The organism is Anaplasmataceae bacterium AB001_6, assembly GCA_020002265.1.
Classification (GTDB): Bacteria; Pseudomonadota; Alphaproteobacteria; order Rickettsiales; family Anaplasmataceae; genus AB001-6.
Map to the genome: position 1 here is coordinate 133781 of CP048228.1, position 19875 is coordinate 153655.

Below are 19875 nucleotides of genomic sequence, written 5' to 3' on the forward strand. Positions count from 1 at the left end.
TTTGTATCTTTCTTTTTTCAATGGGAGCATTGAAGGCTGAAACCAATTTTTTTATGCAAGATTATGCTGGAGTAATAATAGAAACAAAAACTGGTGTTGTTAAATATAATCATTTTGCAGATAAAAAAATATATCCTGCTTCTCTTGTTAAGTTATTAACTACGTATATTATTTTTGACAAGATTAGGAAAAGTGAATTATCTTGGGATTCACAATTTATTGCTTCAGAAAAAGCTGTAGCACAAGTCCCATCAAAAATTGGGCTCGAAATAGGTGAAAAGGTCAGTGTATATGATGCAATTTTATTATTACTGGTTAAATCAGCAAACGATGTTGCATACATGGTAGCAGAGAATATAGCAGGTAGTGAGGAAGATTTTGCAGAACTAATGAATCAATATGCAGATCGCATTGGGATGAAGAATAGCCATTTTATTAATTCTTCTGGGTTACATGACGATAGGCAATATTCAACAGTTACCGATATTGCAAGATTAACCGTTTCTTTACGTGATAAATTTAGTAATTATTATGCACTATTGCAATCTAGGGATTGTTATTTTAAAGGTAATTTTGTTAAAGGGCACAATAATATATTACGTAACTTCCAATATGCTACTGGATCTAAAACCGGTTTTACTTATCGTTCTGGTTTTAATGTTGCTGTTATTGCAGAAAAATATGGAGCAGAGCTTGTCTTGGTCATAGTTGGCAATGAAAGCTCTAAAATTAGAGATCAAAGAGCGTCATTTTTATTGGAGAAGTACTTATAATTTCTTACTATATGAGATAATATAAGACGATTGTTGCTGTGAATTTACAACTTCTACGATTAATGTATTTGTTTTTTATAATTTCTTACTATATGAGATAATATAAAACAATTGTTTCTGTGAATTCATAATTTTTACAGTTAGTGTGTTCATCTTTTTGCGTGTTTTTGTGGAATGAAAGACCTTGAGAAAAATAAGATTATTGCTTCTATAGTTCTGACCTTTTTAATAGTTTCTGTTTCTGTTAATTTAATCGATTTGCTTTATAAACCTATTAAAGTTGTCGATAGCATGTTTCAAAACGATGGAGATATTTCTGTACCAGAAGGGACAAGCGGAGCTGTTACGCAAGAGCAAAAATTGGATATTGTTACTTTGCTTACCAATGCCAGTGCCGAAGCCGGAAAAAAGGTGTTTGCGAAATGTGTTAGTTGTCATAACATTGCTAAAGGATCTCCTAATAAAGTTGGGCCAAGCCTTTGGAACGTCGTTGGAAACGATAAGGCAACTGTATCAAGCTTTCCGTATTCTAAAGCAATGCTTGCAAAAGGTGGTGTTTGGGATTATGATGCACTGTTTGTTTATCTAAATAAACCACAAGCTTACGTTAAGGGTACAAGAATGGCATTTGTTGGAATAAAAAATTATGAGCAAATTGCCGACTTAATACTTTATATGAGAGATTATTCTGACAAGCCTTATCCTTTGCCGGATGCTCAATAATAATAGATACAGGGTTATATAAAGTTATTCTATACTTTCTATTTTGCAATTTTGATTATGTTGCCAGTTATTATCTCAACCTCAGACTATTTTCTGACAGATCAAGAAGAGGCTTTATTGAAAGAAAATAAAGTATATGGATTCATTTTAATGGGAAGAAATATCAGAAATGCTGAGCAGCTTAAGCGTTATATTCAGTCCATCAAAGATCTATACGCTGATTTTAATCACAAGCCTCTTTTCTTTATTGACCTTGAATGTGGGGGATTGGATGTTGAGCGAGCCGCTCGCCTTGCATCCACATTGCCTGATTCATTGCTTAGTAAAAAACAAGTAGAGGATATTTGTAAAGCTTCTTATCGGGGAGTTAATAGATTATTCTCTATTGATCTAAATAGAGTTGTTGATTCTGTCAAAGCAGGAGAATTAATCTCAAAAGATTCCTTGATTGATGTATTAAATACTCAAGTTCAGTATTCATTCAAGACTGCTGCCGATATTGGTAATATCTTTGATAGAGGAGAAAATGCTGCTGTAAGGACAGAATTTTATAAAATGGCTAATGCTCTAAAAAGCCTCGGAATAGATGTAGCACTTGCTCCCTGTGTTGATTTAAGGCATGGTGGCGTTGATAACATGTTAGTGCAGAATGAAAGACTGTTCTCTGATAATCCAGAAGCTGTTGTGAAAATTGCTAACATTGCTACAGAAGTTTTTGCTGATGAAGGTATTTTAACAGTTGCAAAGCATATCCCAGGACATGGCGTGGTTGAGACTGATAGTCACTATAAATTGCCAATTCATGATGTTCATCTTGGACAAGATGAACAAATATTTAAACAAGTGCAAAATTGTAAATATGCTCTTATACCCCATATAGTTTATAAGAATATATCAGAAATTGTTGCAACTTTGTCGCCTGAAGTTGTTGCATATTTACGTAATAATGTTATGGATGTTAAGTACATAACAGATGCAATTGAAATGAATGCTTTAAAAGAGTACCATCAGGCATCTGATAATAATAATTATGATACTCATTACTTGTACGATGTAACAAAAGCAGCGTTAGAAGCTGGAATTGATTATGTGCTATATGCAGGTGGCCAATTATCTGATAATGTTGCTGTGTGCAGTGCTGCAATGAATTTAGTTTCTATATAGTGGTTTTTATGTCTGGTAATTTGAAGATATATAAAGATAAGAATTCTGTTACGCAGTCAGGTTATAACAAGTCTAGTCGTTGGATTGTTAGTTCTGCTGATTTTAATGAAAGAGAGCCTGAGTCTTATAATGTGAATGGTTTGTTTTTTAGTACTGATACTAACGCACAAATGCGGCTCTATTTTGACTCTAAAGAGGAAGCGATAAAGTTTGTTAAATCTACGGGAAAGGAATTTTCGGTTGTAGAAGATCTTGGTAATGAAACTTTACAGGCAAAAAATTATGCAGCTAATTTTGTAGCTACTTCTAAAAGTAGTCGTTGAATTTATCATAGTCTACATTGTTATAGCCTTAAGTAAATGTTAATTTTTTCGAATTAACCTACCATTGGTCTGGTTTTTTGGTCTAATAGATGTCAAAGTCTGAATTTAGCGGGAAAATTGTTAAGATTTTTATAATTCTTGTCTGTTTGCTATTGTTGTTTCTCTCAGGACTATTTTTCTATCTAGAGTCTGCTTTTAAAGGATTTCTTTCATCTTACAATAATGTAATCTATGCTGGAGACAATAATAATCAATTGGATCTTAAATTAGATTTTACAGATCAAAATACAAAAGCAGCATCTTTTTTTAAAGATAATCGCACTTTTTTGTTCTTTAATTGTAATGTTCCTGAAGCTAAACATGGAGGGATAGAAGATATTATAACAAAATTCGGGATACAAGATGTTGTAGTAGAAAGCATTAAAAGTGGCTTTTTAGTTTCGTTTGAGGGCACGCAGGAATTTGGATTATCTTGGAAAGCAAATAAATGGCATATTATTAGAGAAGAGGCAGCTCTTAATTCTATGGATGCAATACCTCATGATGATGGTTATACTGTATATTTTGGGAATTTAGACCATCCTACTGCATACAAAATAGAAGATTCAGAACAGATTGGGTCAACTTATGTTGTTCCTGTGAAGTCGTCAAGTAGAGCTTTTTCTGTATCAAGTGAATATAAATACATTTTTGCTGATGTTTTGCCTTCTTCGTTAGGGATCACAATAACCAGTAAGGTTGATAATTTACACATTAATTCCGGTAATAGTAATATATCATTTACTCTTTCAAAGGAAATTAATGAACACATATATGGGGGAAATAAATATGCTGATAACAATAGTGTAATAAAAACCGCTCTATTTGATTTTGAATCTTGGAGGCAGAATGATACCAGTGGTTTCTATGAGAAGGAGAGTGATCTATTAGAGAGAATTATTATCCTTGATGGTTACAGTAAATATAAAGCCAGTACAGATTTATTCAAATTTTATGTTGCACATGGGTTGTTTAGACAGGCAAATAATTATGGGATATACCTGAAGGCAAAATATCCTGATATGACTATGGCAGATTTGCATTTTAATGTTATATATTTCGCTAATTTATTCTTAGATAAGCAATATGATGAGGCTTCTGAAGGTTTTAAGGATATAGATCGTTCTCTTCTTTCTGAAGAGCAGAGAGAAGAAGTAAATTTATGGCAATCTTTTTCTGATATGTTGTCTAGTGATCCTAAAGGCAAAGAATATTTTGACTTCAATAGAGATTATACTCGAACTATTCTATCAAATTATACATTTGCAGAAAATTTCTTTATTCCGCTATTAGCAGTTATTGCAGATTCTAGCAAACTCAATATACAGGTATTGAATTTACAGCAATTTTTGCGTTCCCAAAAAAATCTAACTCTTATACAGAGAAATAAAATATTATGGGCTATTTCTAAGATCTTGCAAAATACAAATGAAATTAGTCAAGCTCAGGAGATATGGAGTTATCTTGCTAATTCTGATTATGATGGTGAGAACAGAGCAAATGGAATATTAATGCTAATGCAGAATGCTACCGTGCAGGACATAGATAGATATGTCAAAGAATTTGATCTATTTAGTGTGGAAAATATGCAATTTATGTGGCGTAATCAAGATAACCTAGAAGGTAATATATTAAACTTCTTATCACAGTATTTTTATGAAGAAAGAGATTATTATAAGTCGCTTAAATACGCAAATAACATCATCAGCAAAATATTAGGATATTCTAATATAGTTGATGTGTTTAATCTTGTGGATCATATATTCCTTTCTTTATCAGAAGATACCTTTCTAAGTGACATTACAAAGATAAAAATATTCCTAGCATTTAATGATATTATCCCAGTTAAATCATCTTCAATAAATATTATACGTTCTTTTATTGATAGTCTTCAAAAGTTGGATATGGATAATTATATAGTAGAATTGCAAGACGAACTTCTTAATATGAATGTTTCAGATTTTTTAAGAAGGCAGTCCATACTATATTTACAGCCTACCTTTGAAAAACGCTCTGATTATGCAAAGCTATTGGATATTATTGCTCGATATCCTTTTTTAGATAGTGATATAGATTTTATCTATCTTAAAACCCGTATTTATCTAAATTTGAAAGATTATGACAGAGCTTGGGAGATGATAAAAAACTATAATACTGATACAGCAATTGTTTTAAAAGCACGTGCATTATGGGAAAATGAGATGTTTGATGAATATGTGGATTATTTAGAATCTTATTGGGAATTTCGTGAATATCCATATGAAGAATTAGATGAAGGACAGCAAAAAACCGTTTTGCGTTTAGCTTTCTTATATCTTAAAAAGGATAGCTTAAGTGAAATACAAAAATTGTACGAAGGTTTTTCACATTTGTTTAATATTAGAGATCTTAAGGATTCTTTTGATAAAATATATAAGTTATCTCAATCTTTTGGAAATACAGAAAGTTATGCTAATAGCCTTCGTGACCTTATCAAGACAGACTACAAGAACCTATTATGATAATTTTGTGCGAATAGTTCTGGATGATCAATTAATTCAGAGAACATTGAGATAATATTATGTATCGTAGAATCTATGGTTTGCTGCTCTGATGACGTGAATTTTGCTAAAACATAATTGGCAGTATCTTGGTTTTTTTGGGGCTCTCCAACACCTATGCGTAACCTCCAGTAATTTTTTCCTATCATTTGATCTATAGATTTTATTCCATTATGCCCACCACTACCGCCACCACATTTAACTTTTACTCTTCCCAGAGATAAGTCTATGTCATCATGTACAATCAGTATTTTGTGATTTATTGTCTTATAGAATTTCTTTATTCCACTGACTACAGAACCAGAGTTATTCATAAAGCACAATGGTTTTGAGATAATTATATTGTTTCCATGATACTGAGATAATGCAAAGTCAGAATTAAATTTCTTTTTATACTGAGCAGCGCCATCTTCTAGAGTCAAGAGCAATGAATCAACAAACATAAAGCCAACATTATGTCTAGTTGCTTTATAGGAAATACCGGGATTACCTAAGCCAACTATAACAAAAAAATTATCATCACCAAAAGAATTCATTGCTTCAACTATCAGGTTTAAAACAAATTACATGGAAATAAATATGCTACCTTACGCTTCAGAAGATTTATTTCCCTGTTCTTGAGCAGCACGTTTTTGGCGTCCAACAATGGTTAATATTACTATGTCTTTTGCTTTCCCAATGAATTTTACGTTATTGATATCTTCCACGTCAGATAATCTAACAGAAGAACCTACATTAACATCTTTTATATCGATCTCTATATATCTGGGTACATCAGCAGGCCTTGCTAATACTTTGATTCTACGTTTTACTATATTTAAGTTTCCTCCCATCTTTATTCCAACACACCTATCGTAGTTCAATAATTTAACAGTAACATCAATTTCTATTGGTCTTTCCATATCTGCGATACTAAGGAAATCCATGTGAATTATACGATCAGTAACAGGGTGTCTTGCAGCGCTTTTGATGAAGGCTTTTATCTCCTCTTTTTCGTTATCTTGGTTCTTTAAAGTGATTAGATATCCTATTAGGCTTTTGAATTTTTTTTCCAGTTCTTTTTTACACACTTGTATATGAACATTTTTTTGATTATATCCATAGGTTACACCGGGTATCAAACCTTCTGCACGGAGCTTTTTAGCTAAGCTTTTTCGTCCTATTTCGGGACGCACTTTATAATTTAATTCTAACATCTTCTCATTCCTCATATATCATTGAAGCATCATTATTTGTGTTATGTATCAATCATAATCCATATAAGATCATTGGGCAGATTTTTTTGATTAACTTTTTATCTACTATGCAATCCAAAACACATCATAATTACAAGGGAAATTCTATCATTTGTTTTATTTATGTGCAAATCTGCTTTAATTTTTAATAATCTGAATACCTTATAGCTATCCTTTGCAACACTTCTATATATAATTGCTTGATCAAATTTATATCGGTAAATACCAAGTGAATTAATGTTAATAGTGAAATGGTTGTTCACTTTAGTAATCTTTTATTTGAGTGATAATGTACACTTCGCAAACCAGGTATAATTTAGTATATTATCAATTTTATTTTAAATAACTGTTTTGACATATTATGATATTTGCATCAGATACAATATATTGATATAAAAACAGCCTAATCAATATATAAATGAAGTATTGTCTCTCCAAAAATTTTTGCAAGAAAGAAATATAAGTGTTGGTTGCAAATCTAAAAAAACAATAAAATGATCTCTATAAATGTACTATCGCAAAAAAATTACATTATCAGTTAATATATTTTATTTATCTTGGTTATTCTATAAGATCTAATTTTACGATTCCCATCGTGAAAAATACCCCTGAATTCTACTTCAACATCAAGAGAATTACCTTTATGGATGTTTGTAAAATTTCCTACAACATGGATCGTTTTATACCTTCGATCAAAACACAGAGCAGAGTTGTTATCGATAATTTCATAAATGCTCAAATATTTTTGTTCAGCAAAAATTTTTGTGAATGAACAAAATAAAAAAGCTGCAAGAAATAAATACTTGAACATCGTATCTTTCTATAGGTGAAAAATTAGTTTATTTGTAAAATGCCAAAAAACCCTTTATAGGTTATACCTATAAGGATGTAATCTCATTTAATTACCCTTCAATATTGATTTTTGGGCAGCTTTGTTCTTCTTTTTTATTTTTATATATCTGCCTTGATACATAAATTACAGAGGCTAGGCTAATTAGAATTGTCATCGTTGCTAAAGGTACCGCTTCTACAAATTGCTCTTCACTAATTAAATCAAACATCTTTGTTGACATTGTATCAAAATTAAAGGGTCTTATTATTAATGTTGCCGCTAATTCTTTAGAAATATCAATAAACAATAACATAAAAGATACACATATACTTTTCCATATCAGTGGTATATAAATTGATACAAAAGACTTTAGTTTGTTTTTACCAATTATTTCAGCTAACCAATCATATTCTGCCGGCACTTTTTCTAATGCAGGATCTATGGTTCCTATAGATATCCCAATGAATCTAAAAGTATAAGTAAACATAAGAGCTCCTATGCTGCCCATCATTATTATTCTTGGATTGTAATCTATCAGTAATTCTGATAAATAATTCATTAAACCAGATAAATGACTTAAGAATGTCATTACTCCAAAAGCTAATACAATGCTTGGAATTGCATAACCAACAGTCAATAATCTTACAGGATGAACTAACTTCTTACGTTGTCGTGTGATGTAACTCAATTTTAGCGTTATGATGATTATCAATAATGCAGTTATAGTAGATATAAATACTGTATTAAAGATACTGCCGGTAATTTTGGTATTAATTGAAATATCTTCTACTAAGAGAATTTTTATTAAGGGGATAATTGGTATTAAAAAGCCTATAAAAGGTATACATAAAGCTATAATCAATGCCAGATACCCCTTTGCTCCCGCTAATTTTGTTTCATGATCATAGCCTATTTTATCAATACTACTGTTATTGGCAAAATTCTTTTTATCACAATTAACCTTTTCAACTATAAATATCATCATCACTATAAACAAAAGAGATAGTATCAATTTTGCTGCTAAATTATAGTCTTCTAATAAAAACCATGAACGATATATTCCTGTTGTGAATGTATTAATCCCAAAGATTTGTGTTGACCCAAAATCTGAGATTACTTCCATCATTATTAACGCTGTTCCAGTAATAATTGCCGATTTACTAAGAGGTAATGCAATCTTCAAAATAGATTGACTAGTTGAATAGCCCATGGAAGAAGAGATTGCCATATATGGTTTAATCATACATAGCTTGGGCATGCATATTATGTATAGGTAAGGATAATACGAAAAGCTCATAACAAATATCTGACATATTAAATTAGCCCATTTTTTCCCTACGGAGAAGGGTATCGTGCTATATATTAGCCCTTTTAATAATGGCGTATAGTCAATTAGATAATTATATGATAGAGCACTGATATAAACTGGTATTGCCAAGGGTAATATTGTTGTATATTGGACAAACTTTCTCCCAGGGAAGTCATAAAAAGCTACGAGCATAGCAGGCATTAGGCCTAATATAAGAGTTAATATTCCAGTTGCACAAGTTATTATCATGCTGTTTGATAAATATTCTACAAATAAGGATGTTGAAAGATTATAACTTGATGTACCAAATGCTGGATATATTAAAAACAACATCGGCGAAAGAAAAACTAAGACAAAAAACCCAATTATGTAGTCATGTTTAGTTATTTGAATTTTATTAAACAAAAGACATTCTAATAATTTCTTCTATATATGATACTATATAATATGTTATCTGTGCAAATAACCGTCCTATGACAAATAGCATACACAATATAGTTCTTTCTCGTTTGAGTCTAATTTTAGAATCAGAGAAATCTGCAGTTATCGCTGTTTCCGGAGGAGTAGATAGTATGACCCTATTGGATATTATCTCTTCATCCAAGAAATTTAATATTACCGTATTTAGTTTTGATCATGCACTAAGAAACAATTCATTTGAGGAAGTTGATTTGGTGAAAAGATATGCTCATTTAAACCAACTGATGTTTTATCAAGATTCTTGGAATCACAATGGAGATGTGAGAGGTAATCTATTACAACAAGCACGTAACGCTAGGTATAATGCACTTTTTAAATTATGTTATAAAATAAAAGTACAAAACATTATTTTAGCTCACCATATGGATGATCAAATTGAAACTTTTTTGATATCCCTTGAAAGAGGTAGTTCAGTCGATGGTTTAAGTTGTATGTCTGAAGTGAGCACGCAAAACGATATGACAATTCTAAGGCCTATGTTAAGAATAAAAAAAACACAGATCTATGAATATGCCAAAAAACATAATATACCGTGGATTGAAGATCAAACTAATAGCAATGTTAAATATAAACGTGCTTATATCAGAAAGTGTGTTAGTTTAATGCAAGAAGATAGGGATATTCTATATTCTAGGTTTGATAAGACAATACAACACATGCAGAACATCAAAAGTGCTTTGAATTACTACGTGTACAATGAAGCCATTAAAAATGCCGAGATAAAAATTGGATATATTATTTTCAATAACGAAATCTTACAACTTCCAAAAGAAATATATACTAGAGTATTCCTCTATACAATAATGATCATCGGTGGCAAAAAACATAAGCCACGCTATTCTTCGTTTTGTGAATTTTTACAACAGATTTTAAAATACAAAAAATCATCAACCTTGTTTGGATGTTACGTATTGCCTTCTAAATATGGTATAAAATTTATGAGGGAATATCATTTTATATCTAATGACGAAAACATCATTTCAAATAATAAATTTTGCTGGGACAATAGAGTAACATGTGTTGTCAATGATTTATACAAAGGATTATCTATCAAAAAGGCAGAATATGAAGATATTGCTGCGTATAAAGAACACTTATCTATTAAATTCCAAGAGGCGCTTCTATTACCTGTCATATGTGATAAAAATAGAAATAAAATTTATCTTTCAGAGACTATCTTAAAAAATGAATCTAACGGATTCATTCTACATTTTGAATATGAAAAAATGTTATCGAAAATACTTCAAATTAAGTTGTGAAATCGATCTTTGGCATTTCTAATCTTCGCAAATGCAAAAGCGTCACTTTCATATTCTGGTATGTTAAGTTTTTTTCTTATTGCTTTGCTATCCGTGCGAAAAAAAGGATTGGTATTTTTTTCTATCCCAATAGTTGATGGTAAAGTAGGCTTATCACTCTTTCTTAATTCTCGACTGACTTTTATCTTTTCTTCTATAAGAGGATTATCCGGCTCTAGGTGCTTTGCAAAACGTAGATTACCTAACGTATATTCATGAGCACAATATACCAATGTTTCATCTGGGAGATTTTTCAATTTTGTTAAAGCTTCATGCATTTGCTTCATTGTACCTTCTAATACCACCCCACATCCTGAAGAAAAAAGAGTATCTCCACAAAATAAAATTTTCTCTCTAGGGAAATAAATTGCAATGTGTCCAATTGTGTGACCATCTAACTCTATTACCTCTGCTGTAAGTGTTCCAAATTTAAATTCTTTACTAAAAGTTTGGTCAATACCTGGAATCCTGTGGCGATCTTTATAACAACCAACAATCTTACATCTAGTGTGTTTTTTTATATCTAAATTGCCTCCAACATGGTCGTAATGATGATGTGTATTTAATATATAATCTAATTTAAAATTGTTTTTTTTTAGAAAATATAGGCATGGATCAGATTCACTTGGGTCTATTATTGCTGTAGCATTATTTATACTTTCTCTGATAAAATATGTATAATTATCTTTTAATGTTTTAATAAATGATACTTCTAAAATTGGGTTGTTATTAGTCATCACGTTTTTGATATAAAACTATATAGTAATTCAATTTAATAATGGATTATATCATATTAACTTTCTGTGCCTATGAATAAAAGCGAAGGCTATATGAGTATCACTGGTCATTTACACGAACTTAGGTCACGTGTGGTTAAAATTCTAGTGTTTTTTGTATTTGCATTTATCGTATGTTATTGGTTTTCTCAGGAAATTTATGACTTTTTATTGCTACCTCTAAAAGATATCATTCAAGATTTTGATAAATTAAATAACACAGATTTTACTTTAATATATACAGATATCACAGAAGTATTTTTTGTATATCTACGGGTTTCTTTGTTATTTGCATTCTTGGTGACAGCACCTTTCATGATATGGCAGTGCTATCTTTTTATTGCACCAGCACTATATACACAAGAACGTAAAATATTGATCCCCTATCTTTTTTCATCTCCATTTCTTTTCGCTTTTGGAGTTTTTGTCGTTTATTACTTTATATTTCCAGTAGCTTGGAAATTCTTTATTAGCATAGGCTGTGAAAGTGGTGATAATAGCAGTGTTCCAATAGAATTTATGCCCTCAGTATCTGAATACTTAGATATAGTTGTGCAATTGATGTTTGCTTTTGGTTGTGCATTTCAGCTTCCGGTTTTGTTAGCTATTTTGGTTCAATTTGGTATTATAAGTTACGATACCCTGGTTAGCAAAAGACGTATTGCAATAGTTATGATTTTTATTATTGCTGCTATTTTGACGCCTCCAGATGTTTTAAGTCAGATAGGCTTAGCTTTTCCTATGATTGTTTTATATGAGATAACTATTATTGCTGCTCGTTATATTAATAAAAGCAAGAAGGACAATGTGAATGAAAATATTTGACCTTCATATTGCTGGGACAAAATTATTATCTGATTATGTAGATAATGCTGCATTAGAATCGGAGATATTGTTAATGCATGTTTTACATATGACACAATCTGAAATTATTATAAATAGCGATAAAATTGTAGAGGAAAGTATAAAAGAACATTTTTTTTCCTTGGTACAAAGACGCATAACACGTGAACCAATCGCCTATATAATTGGTGTTAAGGAGTTCTATGGTAGGGAATTTAATGTACTTAAAGAAGTTTTAATCCCAAGGCCAGAAACAGAATTATTAATAGATACTGCAAAGGAATTTATTACTCCAGATGAAAAAATGTATTTCGCAGATTTTGGAGCCGGTACAGGTTGTATATGTATCACCATTCTCTTGGAATTTTCTTCTGCTACTGCCAAAGCATTTGATATCTTTCCGTTAGCAATTGAAAATACATTAAATAATCTACAAAAATATAATCTTTTTCACAGGGCTAAAATAATTGAAAATTCTTGGCATAATACATCTGAAAAATTTGACTATATATTTTGTAATCCACCATATATTCCAAGTGGCGATATTATAACTCTTGCAGATGATATATATAAACATGAATCACATATTGCGCTGGATGGTGGTAAGAGTGGCCTGGAACACTATATGAAAATGGTTCCAATAATGAAGAAGTGTTTGCATAAAAAAGCCTTCCTCGAATTAGGTTATAACCAATACGAAGCATTACACAATCTCTTCACAGAAGCCGGTTTATCCGTAGATTATCGTAAGGACTTGAATAATATTAAGCGAGTTATGATAATAGAAAATAAAAAAAACGAAGTGCAATAAGCACTCCGTTTTTTTACCAGATAAATACTATTTTTTATCCTCTTCAACATCAACAATCTTTTCATCTTGATTATCTGAAGTTGATGATGAAGCACTATCTTCACTCGCATCTGCATTATTATTTGTTTGTTGTTGGCTTTGATATATCTCTTGACCAATCTTTATAAGCTGTTGAGATAAAGCATCATTTTTACTTTTGATCTCATCATAATTATCAGCAGATAAAACACTTTTTAATTCCTCTAAGGCTTTGTTTATAGAGTCTTTTGTTTCTTGTGCTACTTTATCTCCGTGTTCATTAATATTTTTTTCAGCTTCATAGATTTGTGACTCAGCTTGATTACGCACTTCTATCAATTCTCTTTTTTTCTTGTCAGATTCTGCGTGTTTCTCAGCATCCTTGATCATTTGATCAATCTCGTCTTGAGTATGTCCACCAGAGCTTTGTATTACTATCTTCTGCTCTTTACCAGTTGCCTTATCTGTAGCAGAAACGTGCACTATACCGTTAGCATCAATATCAAATGTTACTTCAATTTGCGGCATACCTCTAGGAGCCGGTGCTATACCAATTAACTGAAATTTCCCTAATAGATGATTATCTACAGCCATATCTCTCTCTCCTTGGAATACTTTTATTTCAACTTGAGTTTGATTGTCTTCTGCAGTCGAGAAAACCTGGGATTTTTTAACAGGGATAGTATTATTTCTATTAATAATTTTGGTGAATACACCACCTAAAGTCTCGATTCCTAATGATAGAGGAGTAACATCTAAAAGCACTATGTTATCTGCTTTACTACCAGAAGCACTGCCTGATAATATGCCTGCCTGTATAGCTGCACCAAGAGCTACTACTTCGTCAGGATTCACACCTTTATGAGGAGCTTTCTTAAAGAATTTTTCAACTTCTGCAGCAACTCTAGGCATTCTTGTCATTCCACCAACTAAGATAACTTCATCTATTTCGCCGATGTCAAAACCACTGTCTTTTATAGCTTTTTCACAAGGTGCTATAGTTTTTTCTACAAGGTCAGAAACTAAACTCTCTAATTTCGATCTTGTGAAATCTAACTCTAAGTGTTTAGGGCCATTTTGATCTGCCGATAGAAATGGTAAAGATATACGTGTTTGTGTAGAACTAGATAATTCTTTCTTTGCTTTTTCTGCCGCTTCCTTTAGTCTTTGAAGAGCCATAGGGTCTTTTGAGCAATCTATGCCAGTTTGTTCTTTAAAACTTTTAGTTAAGAAATCTAAAATTCTCTTATCAAAATCTTCTCCCCCTAAGTGAGTATCACCATTAGTTGCTTTAACCTCAAACACACCTTCATCTATTTCTAAAATTGAAATATCAAAAGTTCCACCTCCTAAGTCATAGACAGCTATCTTCTTATTAAGGTTTTTATCATCACTGAAGCCGTAAGCTAAAGCTGCAGCAGTTGGTTCGTTAATTATTCTTAATACATTTAAACCAGCAATAGCGCCTGCATCTTTCGTTGCTTGTCTTTGTGCATCATTAAAATATGCTGGAACTGTTATTACAGCATCTGTTACTTTTTGTCCTAAATATTCTTCTGCATACATCTTTAATTTTTGTAATACAAAAGAACCTATCTGACTTGGGGAAAGTTTCTCATTATCTATGCTGAAAGCTACATCTCCATTCTTGGCGGTAACTATTTTGAAAGGCATATTTTTATCATCAGATGTCAATTCACTAAATTTTCTACCGATGAATCTTTTTGCAGAATAAACAGTATTTGATGGATTCGTTATAGACTGATTTTTAGCGGCTATTCCAACAATTCTTTCGCCTTGTTTAAATGAAACAAAAGATGGAGTTGTACGATTACCTTCAGAATTTTCAATCACTTTTGGATTAGAACCTTCCATAATTCCTATGCAGGAATTACTGGTTCCTAGATCTATACCTATCACAGCATTCATTGTTAAACCTCTAGTATTTTTTATATCACATAAAACATATATGTCTTACAATCCAAAATACAAGTGTTACAAGTATTTATTTTATTTTTTTATATTAAAATCAATCTATAATCTTCTTTACTATGATCCCAACTTTATCTTTGAAAGAATGACTACGTCTATTTCTTTTTATTTTAGAGGGTTCATTAGAGAGTTCATTTTTCTCATCAGTTTCTTCTTGAGATATCGCCACTTTTTCTTCTTTAACAGCTTCTATAATTTCTTCTTTTGGAATTCTATCATCTTCCGCTGTGATCTTAGGCTTTTCTTTTGGTTTGCTCGAATTCTTGATATTCTCACGAATTTTCTTAGTTGTTGTCTTCTTATTTTCGCTACTTATCTTGTTTTGTGGTTCTTTGTTAGCCTCTGAAGGAGCCTCAATTCTTGATTTTTTTTCAAAATCTGTTACGAAAATTGATTTCTCAGAAGCTGTAGATTCAACAATAAATCCCCCTTCTGGTAGTTCATTGCTGATTTTTAGTATTATCTTGGTTTTCTTCTTTTTCTCAATTTCAGATATTTTATCTTTGTACGTATTAATAAGATTTATTATTATGTTTTCATCAGCACAAGCAGTTATATCATGATTATGTTTAATAACCACATTATTAATAGCTCTAAGTATTTTTACTGCTACATAATTAGAAGATATCATCCTTCCCTTGCCACTACACTTCTTGCAAGCAACAGTATTTAGCTCAAAGATATTATTTCTTACTCTTCTTTTCGATATCTGCATCAGACCAAAATCACTTAAATGATCCGCAATTACCGCGTCAGATTGATATTTCGCAAAAGCTTTGGAAACACTTATTTCAACTTCTTTCCTATTGTTATATTCAGACATATCTATGAAATCTATTACTATCAACCCTGAAAGATTTTTTAGCTCTACTTGTTTCGCAATCTCATAGGCTGCTTCTATATTTATTCTATATGCAGTCTCTTCCATCGATTCTTCTCTACGCATTTTGCCAGAATTTACATCTATCGCAATTAAAGCTTCCGTCGGATTTATTACTATATGACCACCAGATTTTAAGCTTACTTTACTGTTGTATAGAGTGTGTATTTGCTCTTCTATATGATAATGGTGAAATATAGATTGTTCCTCTTCGTATCGCTTGATTATTTTACTAGATACAACTTTCCCCAATACTATATCTGCATATTCTTTGATCTCTTGATACGTATTATCATCTGATACTACAATACTCTTAATTGATTCGTCGTACATATCACGTACAACTTTCTTAGCTAAAGAACCTTCAGAATAAAGAATTGTACTTTTTGTACTATTATTAGCATCCTCTGAAATCTTTCGCCACAATTTCTTTAGTTGTTTAAAATCCGCAGCTATTAAATTTTCATCTTTTCCTTGTGCAGAAGATTTTATAAATAAGCCTGTCTTTCTTGCTTTATTCAGCTTTTCCGCAAGTGAATGCAGCCTCTTTCTTTCTACTTCATCTGTTATGTACTTGCATACTTGCTCCTTTCTTTTGGTAGTCAAAACACAATATCTACCAGGTAGTGAAATATACGTAGAGAGAGTTAATACTTTGTTTTCTCTCTTATCTTTTACTACCTGAATTATTAACTTACTGCCTTTCTTAAGGCCGCTAGATATAGCGTTAGTACTAGAGCTTCCATCACTCCTCTTGCGAGTGTTTTTTCTCAAATTTATGTATCTCTCATCTAATTCTTTAAAAGACAAGAAGCCATTTCTACCATCTGGACATTCAACAAAAGCAGCATTCAAAGATGGTTCAACGTTACTTATGTAGCCGGTGAATATGTACCCCTTTAGAGAAGGGTTCAAAGAGCTACTTTGTTCTAATGCTATAAGTTGTCCATCTGTATCAAGTTTTGCTATTCTGCTTTCTTCTTTGAATTCTGCATCTACTATTATTCTCACTTTCTTTATTATATCTGATTTTTTTTTATTTATTAACATTTTATATGGCTTCTATCAAGTAATACTATAATAGAAGGCATCGAATATGCTCTTAAAATCCTACCGAGCGCAACAAAAAAAATATCAACATAAATGCACACAACTTTCCGGTACATATATTGAAATATTAATTAATTATTGGATTAGTAAAATTCGAGCATCAAAGCACATTATACTTTCTTAATATGTGATTTGCAAATTACTTAAATTTAGCATTCTTCATAAAATTTTATTAATTTTTGTAGAAATAATATGAAAATGATTATTTATTATGGAAAAGTAAGAGAAAATAATGTAATCTTGTTAGTGAGTGATGTTGATGTGACTCTCTCGTCTAGCCCGGTCTAGGACAACACCCTTTCACGGTGTAAACACGGGTTCAAATCCCGTGAGAGTCACCATGTTTTTGATATTTGCTCTTCGGAATATATCGTTCATCATGTTTTCCTAAGATTTGTTGTGCTTCTATTACATATCTTTCGTCTTTACTGTCTATGTAACCTTTTGCAATTATTTGCAGCCCCTCTCTAAATATTGGTGGTAATGTCCCTGTGTAATTAACTGTCATGGTTGTTGTTCCATCTGATATATCAAATTTGCTAATTTTTCCATTGATTTTTTCTGTGCTATTTTCTACAACAAAACCACTTATTCTCATGGATTTAGAAGATTGTATTCCTATTTGTTTATTGAAATCTTTTATATAATTATCCTGTGAAGAACTTTGATTCCTTATGTACTCCAATGCTTCTGTTGTTGTATAAAAGAAAGATATATTTTTTGATAATAGTGTTATTAACATATAAAATAACAAAGAAATAACAATCGCTGTTATTGTGAATATGTATAATCTTCTTCTGATATATTTATTTTTAAACATTACTTTTTTTTATATTTAATGTAATCAAACCCACTAATATTATTATAATGCTTAATATTTGATATTTTGAAATTATCTCTCCATATATGAAATATGATAATACAGATGTTATAAACGGTATAGTCAAGGAGATAGGTAATATTTTATGTGAGCTATTTCTTATGACTATTTTATTCCAAATGGATAATCCAATAATTTTTCCAAATATTGCTAAATAAATTATTGGGATTAAATCTGCAAAAAAAATATCTTTTATAGCTGTATATGATTCAAATACCAATGATATACACATTGTCTGTGGGACTGTAAATATTGAAACCCAACATACTAAGCTCAATGAATTTTGTATTTTAAAATATCTAATAAAAAAATAATATGATCCTGAGGCCATGCCAAATAATAATATGAATACAATAGACAAAATATTTAATTCTATATTTGACCATTCAATTAGCGTAAAAGCACCAATTATCAGAATAGATAATCCAAATAATATACGAAAATCTATATTTTCTTTAAGGAATATTATCGATAAAATAATGTGAAATATAATATTCGTCTTAGCTATAATGGATGCAACATTCACTGGCATCCCACACTTTAAAGCCATTAGCATGCTCCCATAACACAATGGCCCCCATAAAAATGATATGAAAAATAATTTCAATTTTTTGGTAGGTAATTTTGGACAAAACGGAAATAAAATAACTGCTACTAGTGCACACTGTAATGAAACAGTAAGATAAGGCGGTATATTTGTTGCAGAAACTAGAAATTTCTTTACTATATAATCTCCAGACCAAATAAATGCAACCAAAAATGCATAGAGAAAATCCAAACTACTGCCCTTTTTGTACATGATGCAGTCTGTTAAGCAGCCAATAGCAATGATAAAAGAATAATAATATATTACCTTCGTATGGTACTCACTGCAACTCCTGAGATTACCATTATAGAAGCTATAATCATATTTGTGCTCATAGGTTCTCTATATATTATATATGCTAAAAAACATCCAAATATTGGTGTTAATAATATGAAAGGTACTATTTTATTTATATCATTTTTGCTTATTACAGAATACCATATATACATAGTCAAAAATATTCCTATTAAAGCTAGATAAACAAGACCTACAATACTTGTTGCATTTATCTGCAATAGAGAAAAAGATTCTTCAAATATTATTGATATAAAAATAGTTTGTGGAAAAGATAACATACATAACCAACACAAAAGAGCAAGCATGTCCTTGGGTTTGTAAATCTTAATAAGTACAGTATAAATAGCCCAGGATATCGCAAATACCATTACTAATAAAAATGCCAAGGGCTTGTCTAACACATTAGGAGCCTTTGTTAAAACAATGAGCCCAATAAATGCCATTAGTACACCTAAAGCTGAACGTGTAGTAATCTTCTCTCGGAGAAAAATTGCAGATATTATTATGGCGAAAATAGTATTTGTTTTGCCAGCTATTAGCATCACACTTACATCTAGACCCATGCTTGCAGCAGCAATTAGACTACAATATGTTAATGGACCCCATATGAACGATAACAGCATCATTTTGCTGAACGGTAACGGCATCTTTTTACTGAAAGGATAAGTACACACAACAACGATTAATGCCTCCAAAGAGAACATCAAATATGGAGGAAAGGTTTTGACCACTTCTTTTTGAACCAAATAATTTATTGCCATAGTTAAAGACACAAAAAGAGCACACAATTTGTCGATATTTTTCATACCGAATACTCGGAAAATATTTAAGTAATCTGTTACTGTCTATTTTAGATTACAGTAAATCACAGCGATTATAGGTTAAAATTTTATTAATTGCAAACTATATTAGTTATGCTGTTTTTATTAATAAAAGACAAATATATTTTGTGCTTTGCTTCATATT

Annotated in this window: 17 protein-coding genes and 1 tRNA gene; 9 read left to right on the forward strand and 9 right to left on the reverse strand. The window is 31.1% G+C overall.

The features are described 5' to 3' along the window. Positions 1–29: 29 nt before the first annotated feature. The 5 genes from GUI12_00690 (at position 30) to GUI12_00710 (ending at position 5523) form a co-directional block, all read left to right on the forward strand. Complete coding sequence (locus GUI12_00690) at positions 30–773, forward strand: D-alanyl-D-alanine carboxypeptidase (protein UAT42679.1); 744 nt, start codon at positions 30–32, stop codon at positions 771–773. Positions 774–947: 174 nt separating this feature from the next. Continuing rightward, a complete protein-coding gene (locus GUI12_00695; GenBank protein UAT42680.1) occupies positions 948–1496 on the forward strand; it encodes a cytochrome c family protein in 549 nt (182 codons plus the stop codon). Between the two features lie 57 nt (positions 1497–1553). Next, positions 1554–2660 (forward strand): glycoside hydrolase family 3 protein, encoded by a 1107-nt coding sequence (locus GUI12_00700; GenBank protein UAT42681.1) that lies wholly within the window; start codon positions 1554–1556, stop codon positions 2658–2660. A gap of 8 nt (positions 2661–2668) precedes the next feature. Then, positions 2669–2983, forward strand: a complete 315-nt coding sequence (locus GUI12_00705; protein ID UAT42682.1) for an ETC complex I subunit — start codon at positions 2669–2671, stop codon at positions 2981–2983. Positions 2984–3072: 89 nt separating this feature from the next. After that, a complete protein-coding gene (locus tag GUI12_00710; protein UAT42683.1) occupies positions 3073–5523 on the forward strand; it encodes a hypothetical protein in 2451 nt (816 codons plus the stop codon). Here GUI12_00710 and GUI12_00715 read toward each other — a convergent pair. The 3 genes from GUI12_00715 to GUI12_00725 form a co-directional block, all read right to left on the reverse strand. After that, on the reverse strand, positions 5505–6098 hold the full coding sequence (locus GUI12_00715; GenBank protein ID UAT42684.1) for an aminoacyl-tRNA hydrolase: 594 nt from the start codon (positions 6096–6098) through the stop codon (positions 5505–5507). The genes GUI12_00710 and GUI12_00715 overlap by 19 nt on opposite strands. A 51-nt stretch (positions 6099–6149) precedes the next feature. Further along, complete coding sequence (locus tag GUI12_00720; GenBank protein ID UAT42685.1) at positions 6150–6773, reverse strand: 50S ribosomal protein L25; 624 nt, start codon at positions 6771–6773, stop codon at positions 6150–6152. Between the two features lie 926 nt (positions 6774–7699). Beyond that, positions 7700–9271 (reverse strand): iron ABC transporter permease, encoded by a 1572-nt coding sequence (locus GUI12_00725; GenBank protein ID UAT42686.1) that lies wholly within the window; start codon positions 9269–9271, stop codon positions 7700–7702. 140 nt (positions 9272–9411) lie between these two features. Between GUI12_00725 and tilS the strand changes: the two genes are divergently transcribed. Then, positions 9412–10677, forward strand: coding sequence for a tRNA lysidine(34) synthetase TilS (gene tilS, locus GUI12_00730; protein ID UAT42687.1), 1266 nt, complete (start codon positions 9412–9414; stop codon positions 10675–10677). Here the strand turns inward: tilS and gloB are convergent. After that, positions 10662–11453 carry a hydroxyacylglutathione hydrolase gene (gene gloB, locus GUI12_00735; protein UAT42688.1) on the reverse strand — a complete coding sequence of 264 codons (792 nt, stop codon included), beginning with the start codon at positions 11451–11453 and terminating at the stop codon, positions 10662–10664. The two genes, tilS and gloB, sit on opposite strands and share 16 nt — an antisense overlap. Positions 11454–11525: 72 nt before the next feature. Between gloB and tatC the strand changes: the two genes are divergently transcribed. Both tatC and prmC read left to right on the forward strand, forming a co-directional pair. Further along, a complete protein-coding gene (gene tatC / locus GUI12_00740) occupies positions 11526–12317 on the forward strand; it encodes a twin-arginine translocase subunit TatC (protein ID UAT42689.1) in 792 nt (263 codons plus the stop codon). Beyond that, positions 12304–13146 carry a peptide chain release factor N(5)-glutamine methyltransferase gene (gene prmC / locus GUI12_00745; GenBank protein ID UAT42690.1) on the forward strand — a complete coding sequence of 281 codons (843 nt, stop codon included), beginning with the start codon at positions 12304–12306 and terminating at the stop codon, positions 13144–13146. The genes tatC and prmC overlap by 14 nt, the downstream gene beginning before the upstream one ends. Positions 13147–13173: 27 nt before the next feature. Here the strand turns inward: prmC and dnaK are convergent, their stop codons facing one another. After that, a complete protein-coding gene (gene dnaK, locus GUI12_00750; protein UAT42691.1) occupies positions 13174–15093 on the reverse strand; it encodes a molecular chaperone DnaK in 1920 nt (639 codons plus the stop codon). A 100-nt stretch (positions 15094–15193) separates the two neighbouring features. Beyond that, entirely contained in the window at positions 15194–17086 is a 1893-nt protein-coding gene (locus GUI12_00755) for an Rne/Rng family ribonuclease (GenBank protein UAT42692.1), read from the reverse strand. 323 nt (positions 17087–17409) lie between these two features. Between GUI12_00755 and GUI12_00760 the strand changes: the two genes are divergently transcribed. Beyond that, a tRNA-Glu gene (locus tag GUI12_00760) sits at positions 17410–17487 on the forward strand. Here GUI12_00760 and GUI12_00765 read toward each other — a convergent pair. The 3 genes from GUI12_00765 to GUI12_00775 are packed head-to-tail and all read right to left on the reverse strand — an operon-like array spanning position 17466 to position 19715. Next, the gene (locus GUI12_00765) at positions 17466–17966 is read right to left on the reverse strand and encodes a hypothetical protein (GenBank protein UAT42693.1); all 501 of its coding nucleotides are present in this window, start codon (positions 17964–17966) and stop codon (positions 17466–17468) included. The two genes, GUI12_00760 and GUI12_00765, sit on opposite strands and share 22 nt — an antisense overlap. Further along, positions 17959–18825: an EamA family transporter gene (locus GUI12_00770; GenBank protein ID UAT42694.1), complete on the reverse strand. Its 867-nt coding sequence runs from the start codon at positions 18823–18825 to the stop codon at positions 17959–17961. The genes GUI12_00765 and GUI12_00770 overlap by 8 nt, the downstream gene beginning before the upstream one ends. 50 nt (positions 18826–18875) lie before the next feature. Continuing rightward, entirely contained in the window at positions 18876–19715 is an 840-nt protein-coding gene (locus tag GUI12_00775; GenBank protein ID UAT42695.1) for a DMT family transporter, read from the reverse strand. Between the last annotated feature and the right edge of the window lie 160 nt (positions 19716–19875).

Excerpts from the sequence above, each read along its gene's own strand:
- GUI12_00695 (UAT42680.1), top strand. The coding sequence starts at position 948 with ATGAAAGACCTTGAGAAAAATAAGATTATTGCTTCTATAGTTCTGACC.
- GUI12_00700 (UAT42681.1), top strand. The coding sequence starts at position 1,554 with ATGTTGCCAGTTATTATCTCAACCTCAGACTATTTTCTGACAGATCAA.
- GUI12_00705 (UAT42682.1), top strand. The coding sequence starts at position 2,669 with ATGTCTGGTAATTTGAAGATATATAAAGATAAGAATTCTGTTACGCAG.
- GUI12_00710 (UAT42683.1), top strand. The coding sequence starts at position 3,073 with ATGTCAAAGTCTGAATTTAGCGGGAAAATTGTTAAGATTTTTATAATT.
- GUI12_00715 (UAT42684.1), bottom strand. The coding sequence starts at position 6,098 with ATGAATTCTTTTGGTGATGATAATTTTTTTGTTATAGTTGGCTTAGGT.
- GUI12_00720 (UAT42685.1), bottom strand. The coding sequence starts at position 6,773 with ATGAGGAATGAGAAGATGTTAGAATTAAATTATAAAGTGCGTCCCGAA.
- GUI12_00725 (UAT42686.1), bottom strand. The coding sequence starts at position 9,271 with ATGTTGTTTTTAATATATCCAGCATTTGGTACATCAAGTTATAATCTT.
- tilS (UAT42687.1), top strand. The coding sequence starts at position 9,412 with ATGACAAATAGCATACACAATATAGTTCTTTCTCGTTTGAGTCTAATT.
- gloB (UAT42688.1), bottom strand. The coding sequence starts at position 11,453 with ATGACTAATAACAACCCAATTTTAGAAGTATCATTTATTAAAACATTA.
- tatC (UAT42689.1), top strand. The coding sequence starts at position 11,526 with ATGAATAAAAGCGAAGGCTATATGAGTATCACTGGTCATTTACACGAA.
- prmC (UAT42690.1), top strand. The coding sequence starts at position 12,304 with ATGAAAATATTTGACCTTCATATTGCTGGGACAAAATTATTATCTGAT.
- dnaK (UAT42691.1), bottom strand. The coding sequence starts at position 15,093 with ATGAATGCTGTGATAGGTATAGATCTAGGAACCAGTAATTCCTGCATA.
- GUI12_00755 (UAT42692.1), bottom strand. The coding sequence starts at position 17,086 with ATGTTAATAAATAAAAAAAAATCAGATATAATAAAGAAAGTGAGAATA.
- GUI12_00765 (UAT42693.1), bottom strand. The coding sequence starts at position 17,966 with ATGTTTAAAAATAAATATATCAGAAGAAGATTATACATATTCACAATA.
- GUI12_00770 (UAT42694.1), bottom strand. The coding sequence starts at position 18,825 with ATGTACAAAAAGGGCAGTAGTTTGGATTTTCTCTATGCATTTTTGGTT.
- GUI12_00775 (UAT42695.1), bottom strand. The coding sequence starts at position 19,715 with ATGAAAAATATCGACAAATTGTGTGCTCTTTTTGTGTCTTTAACTATG.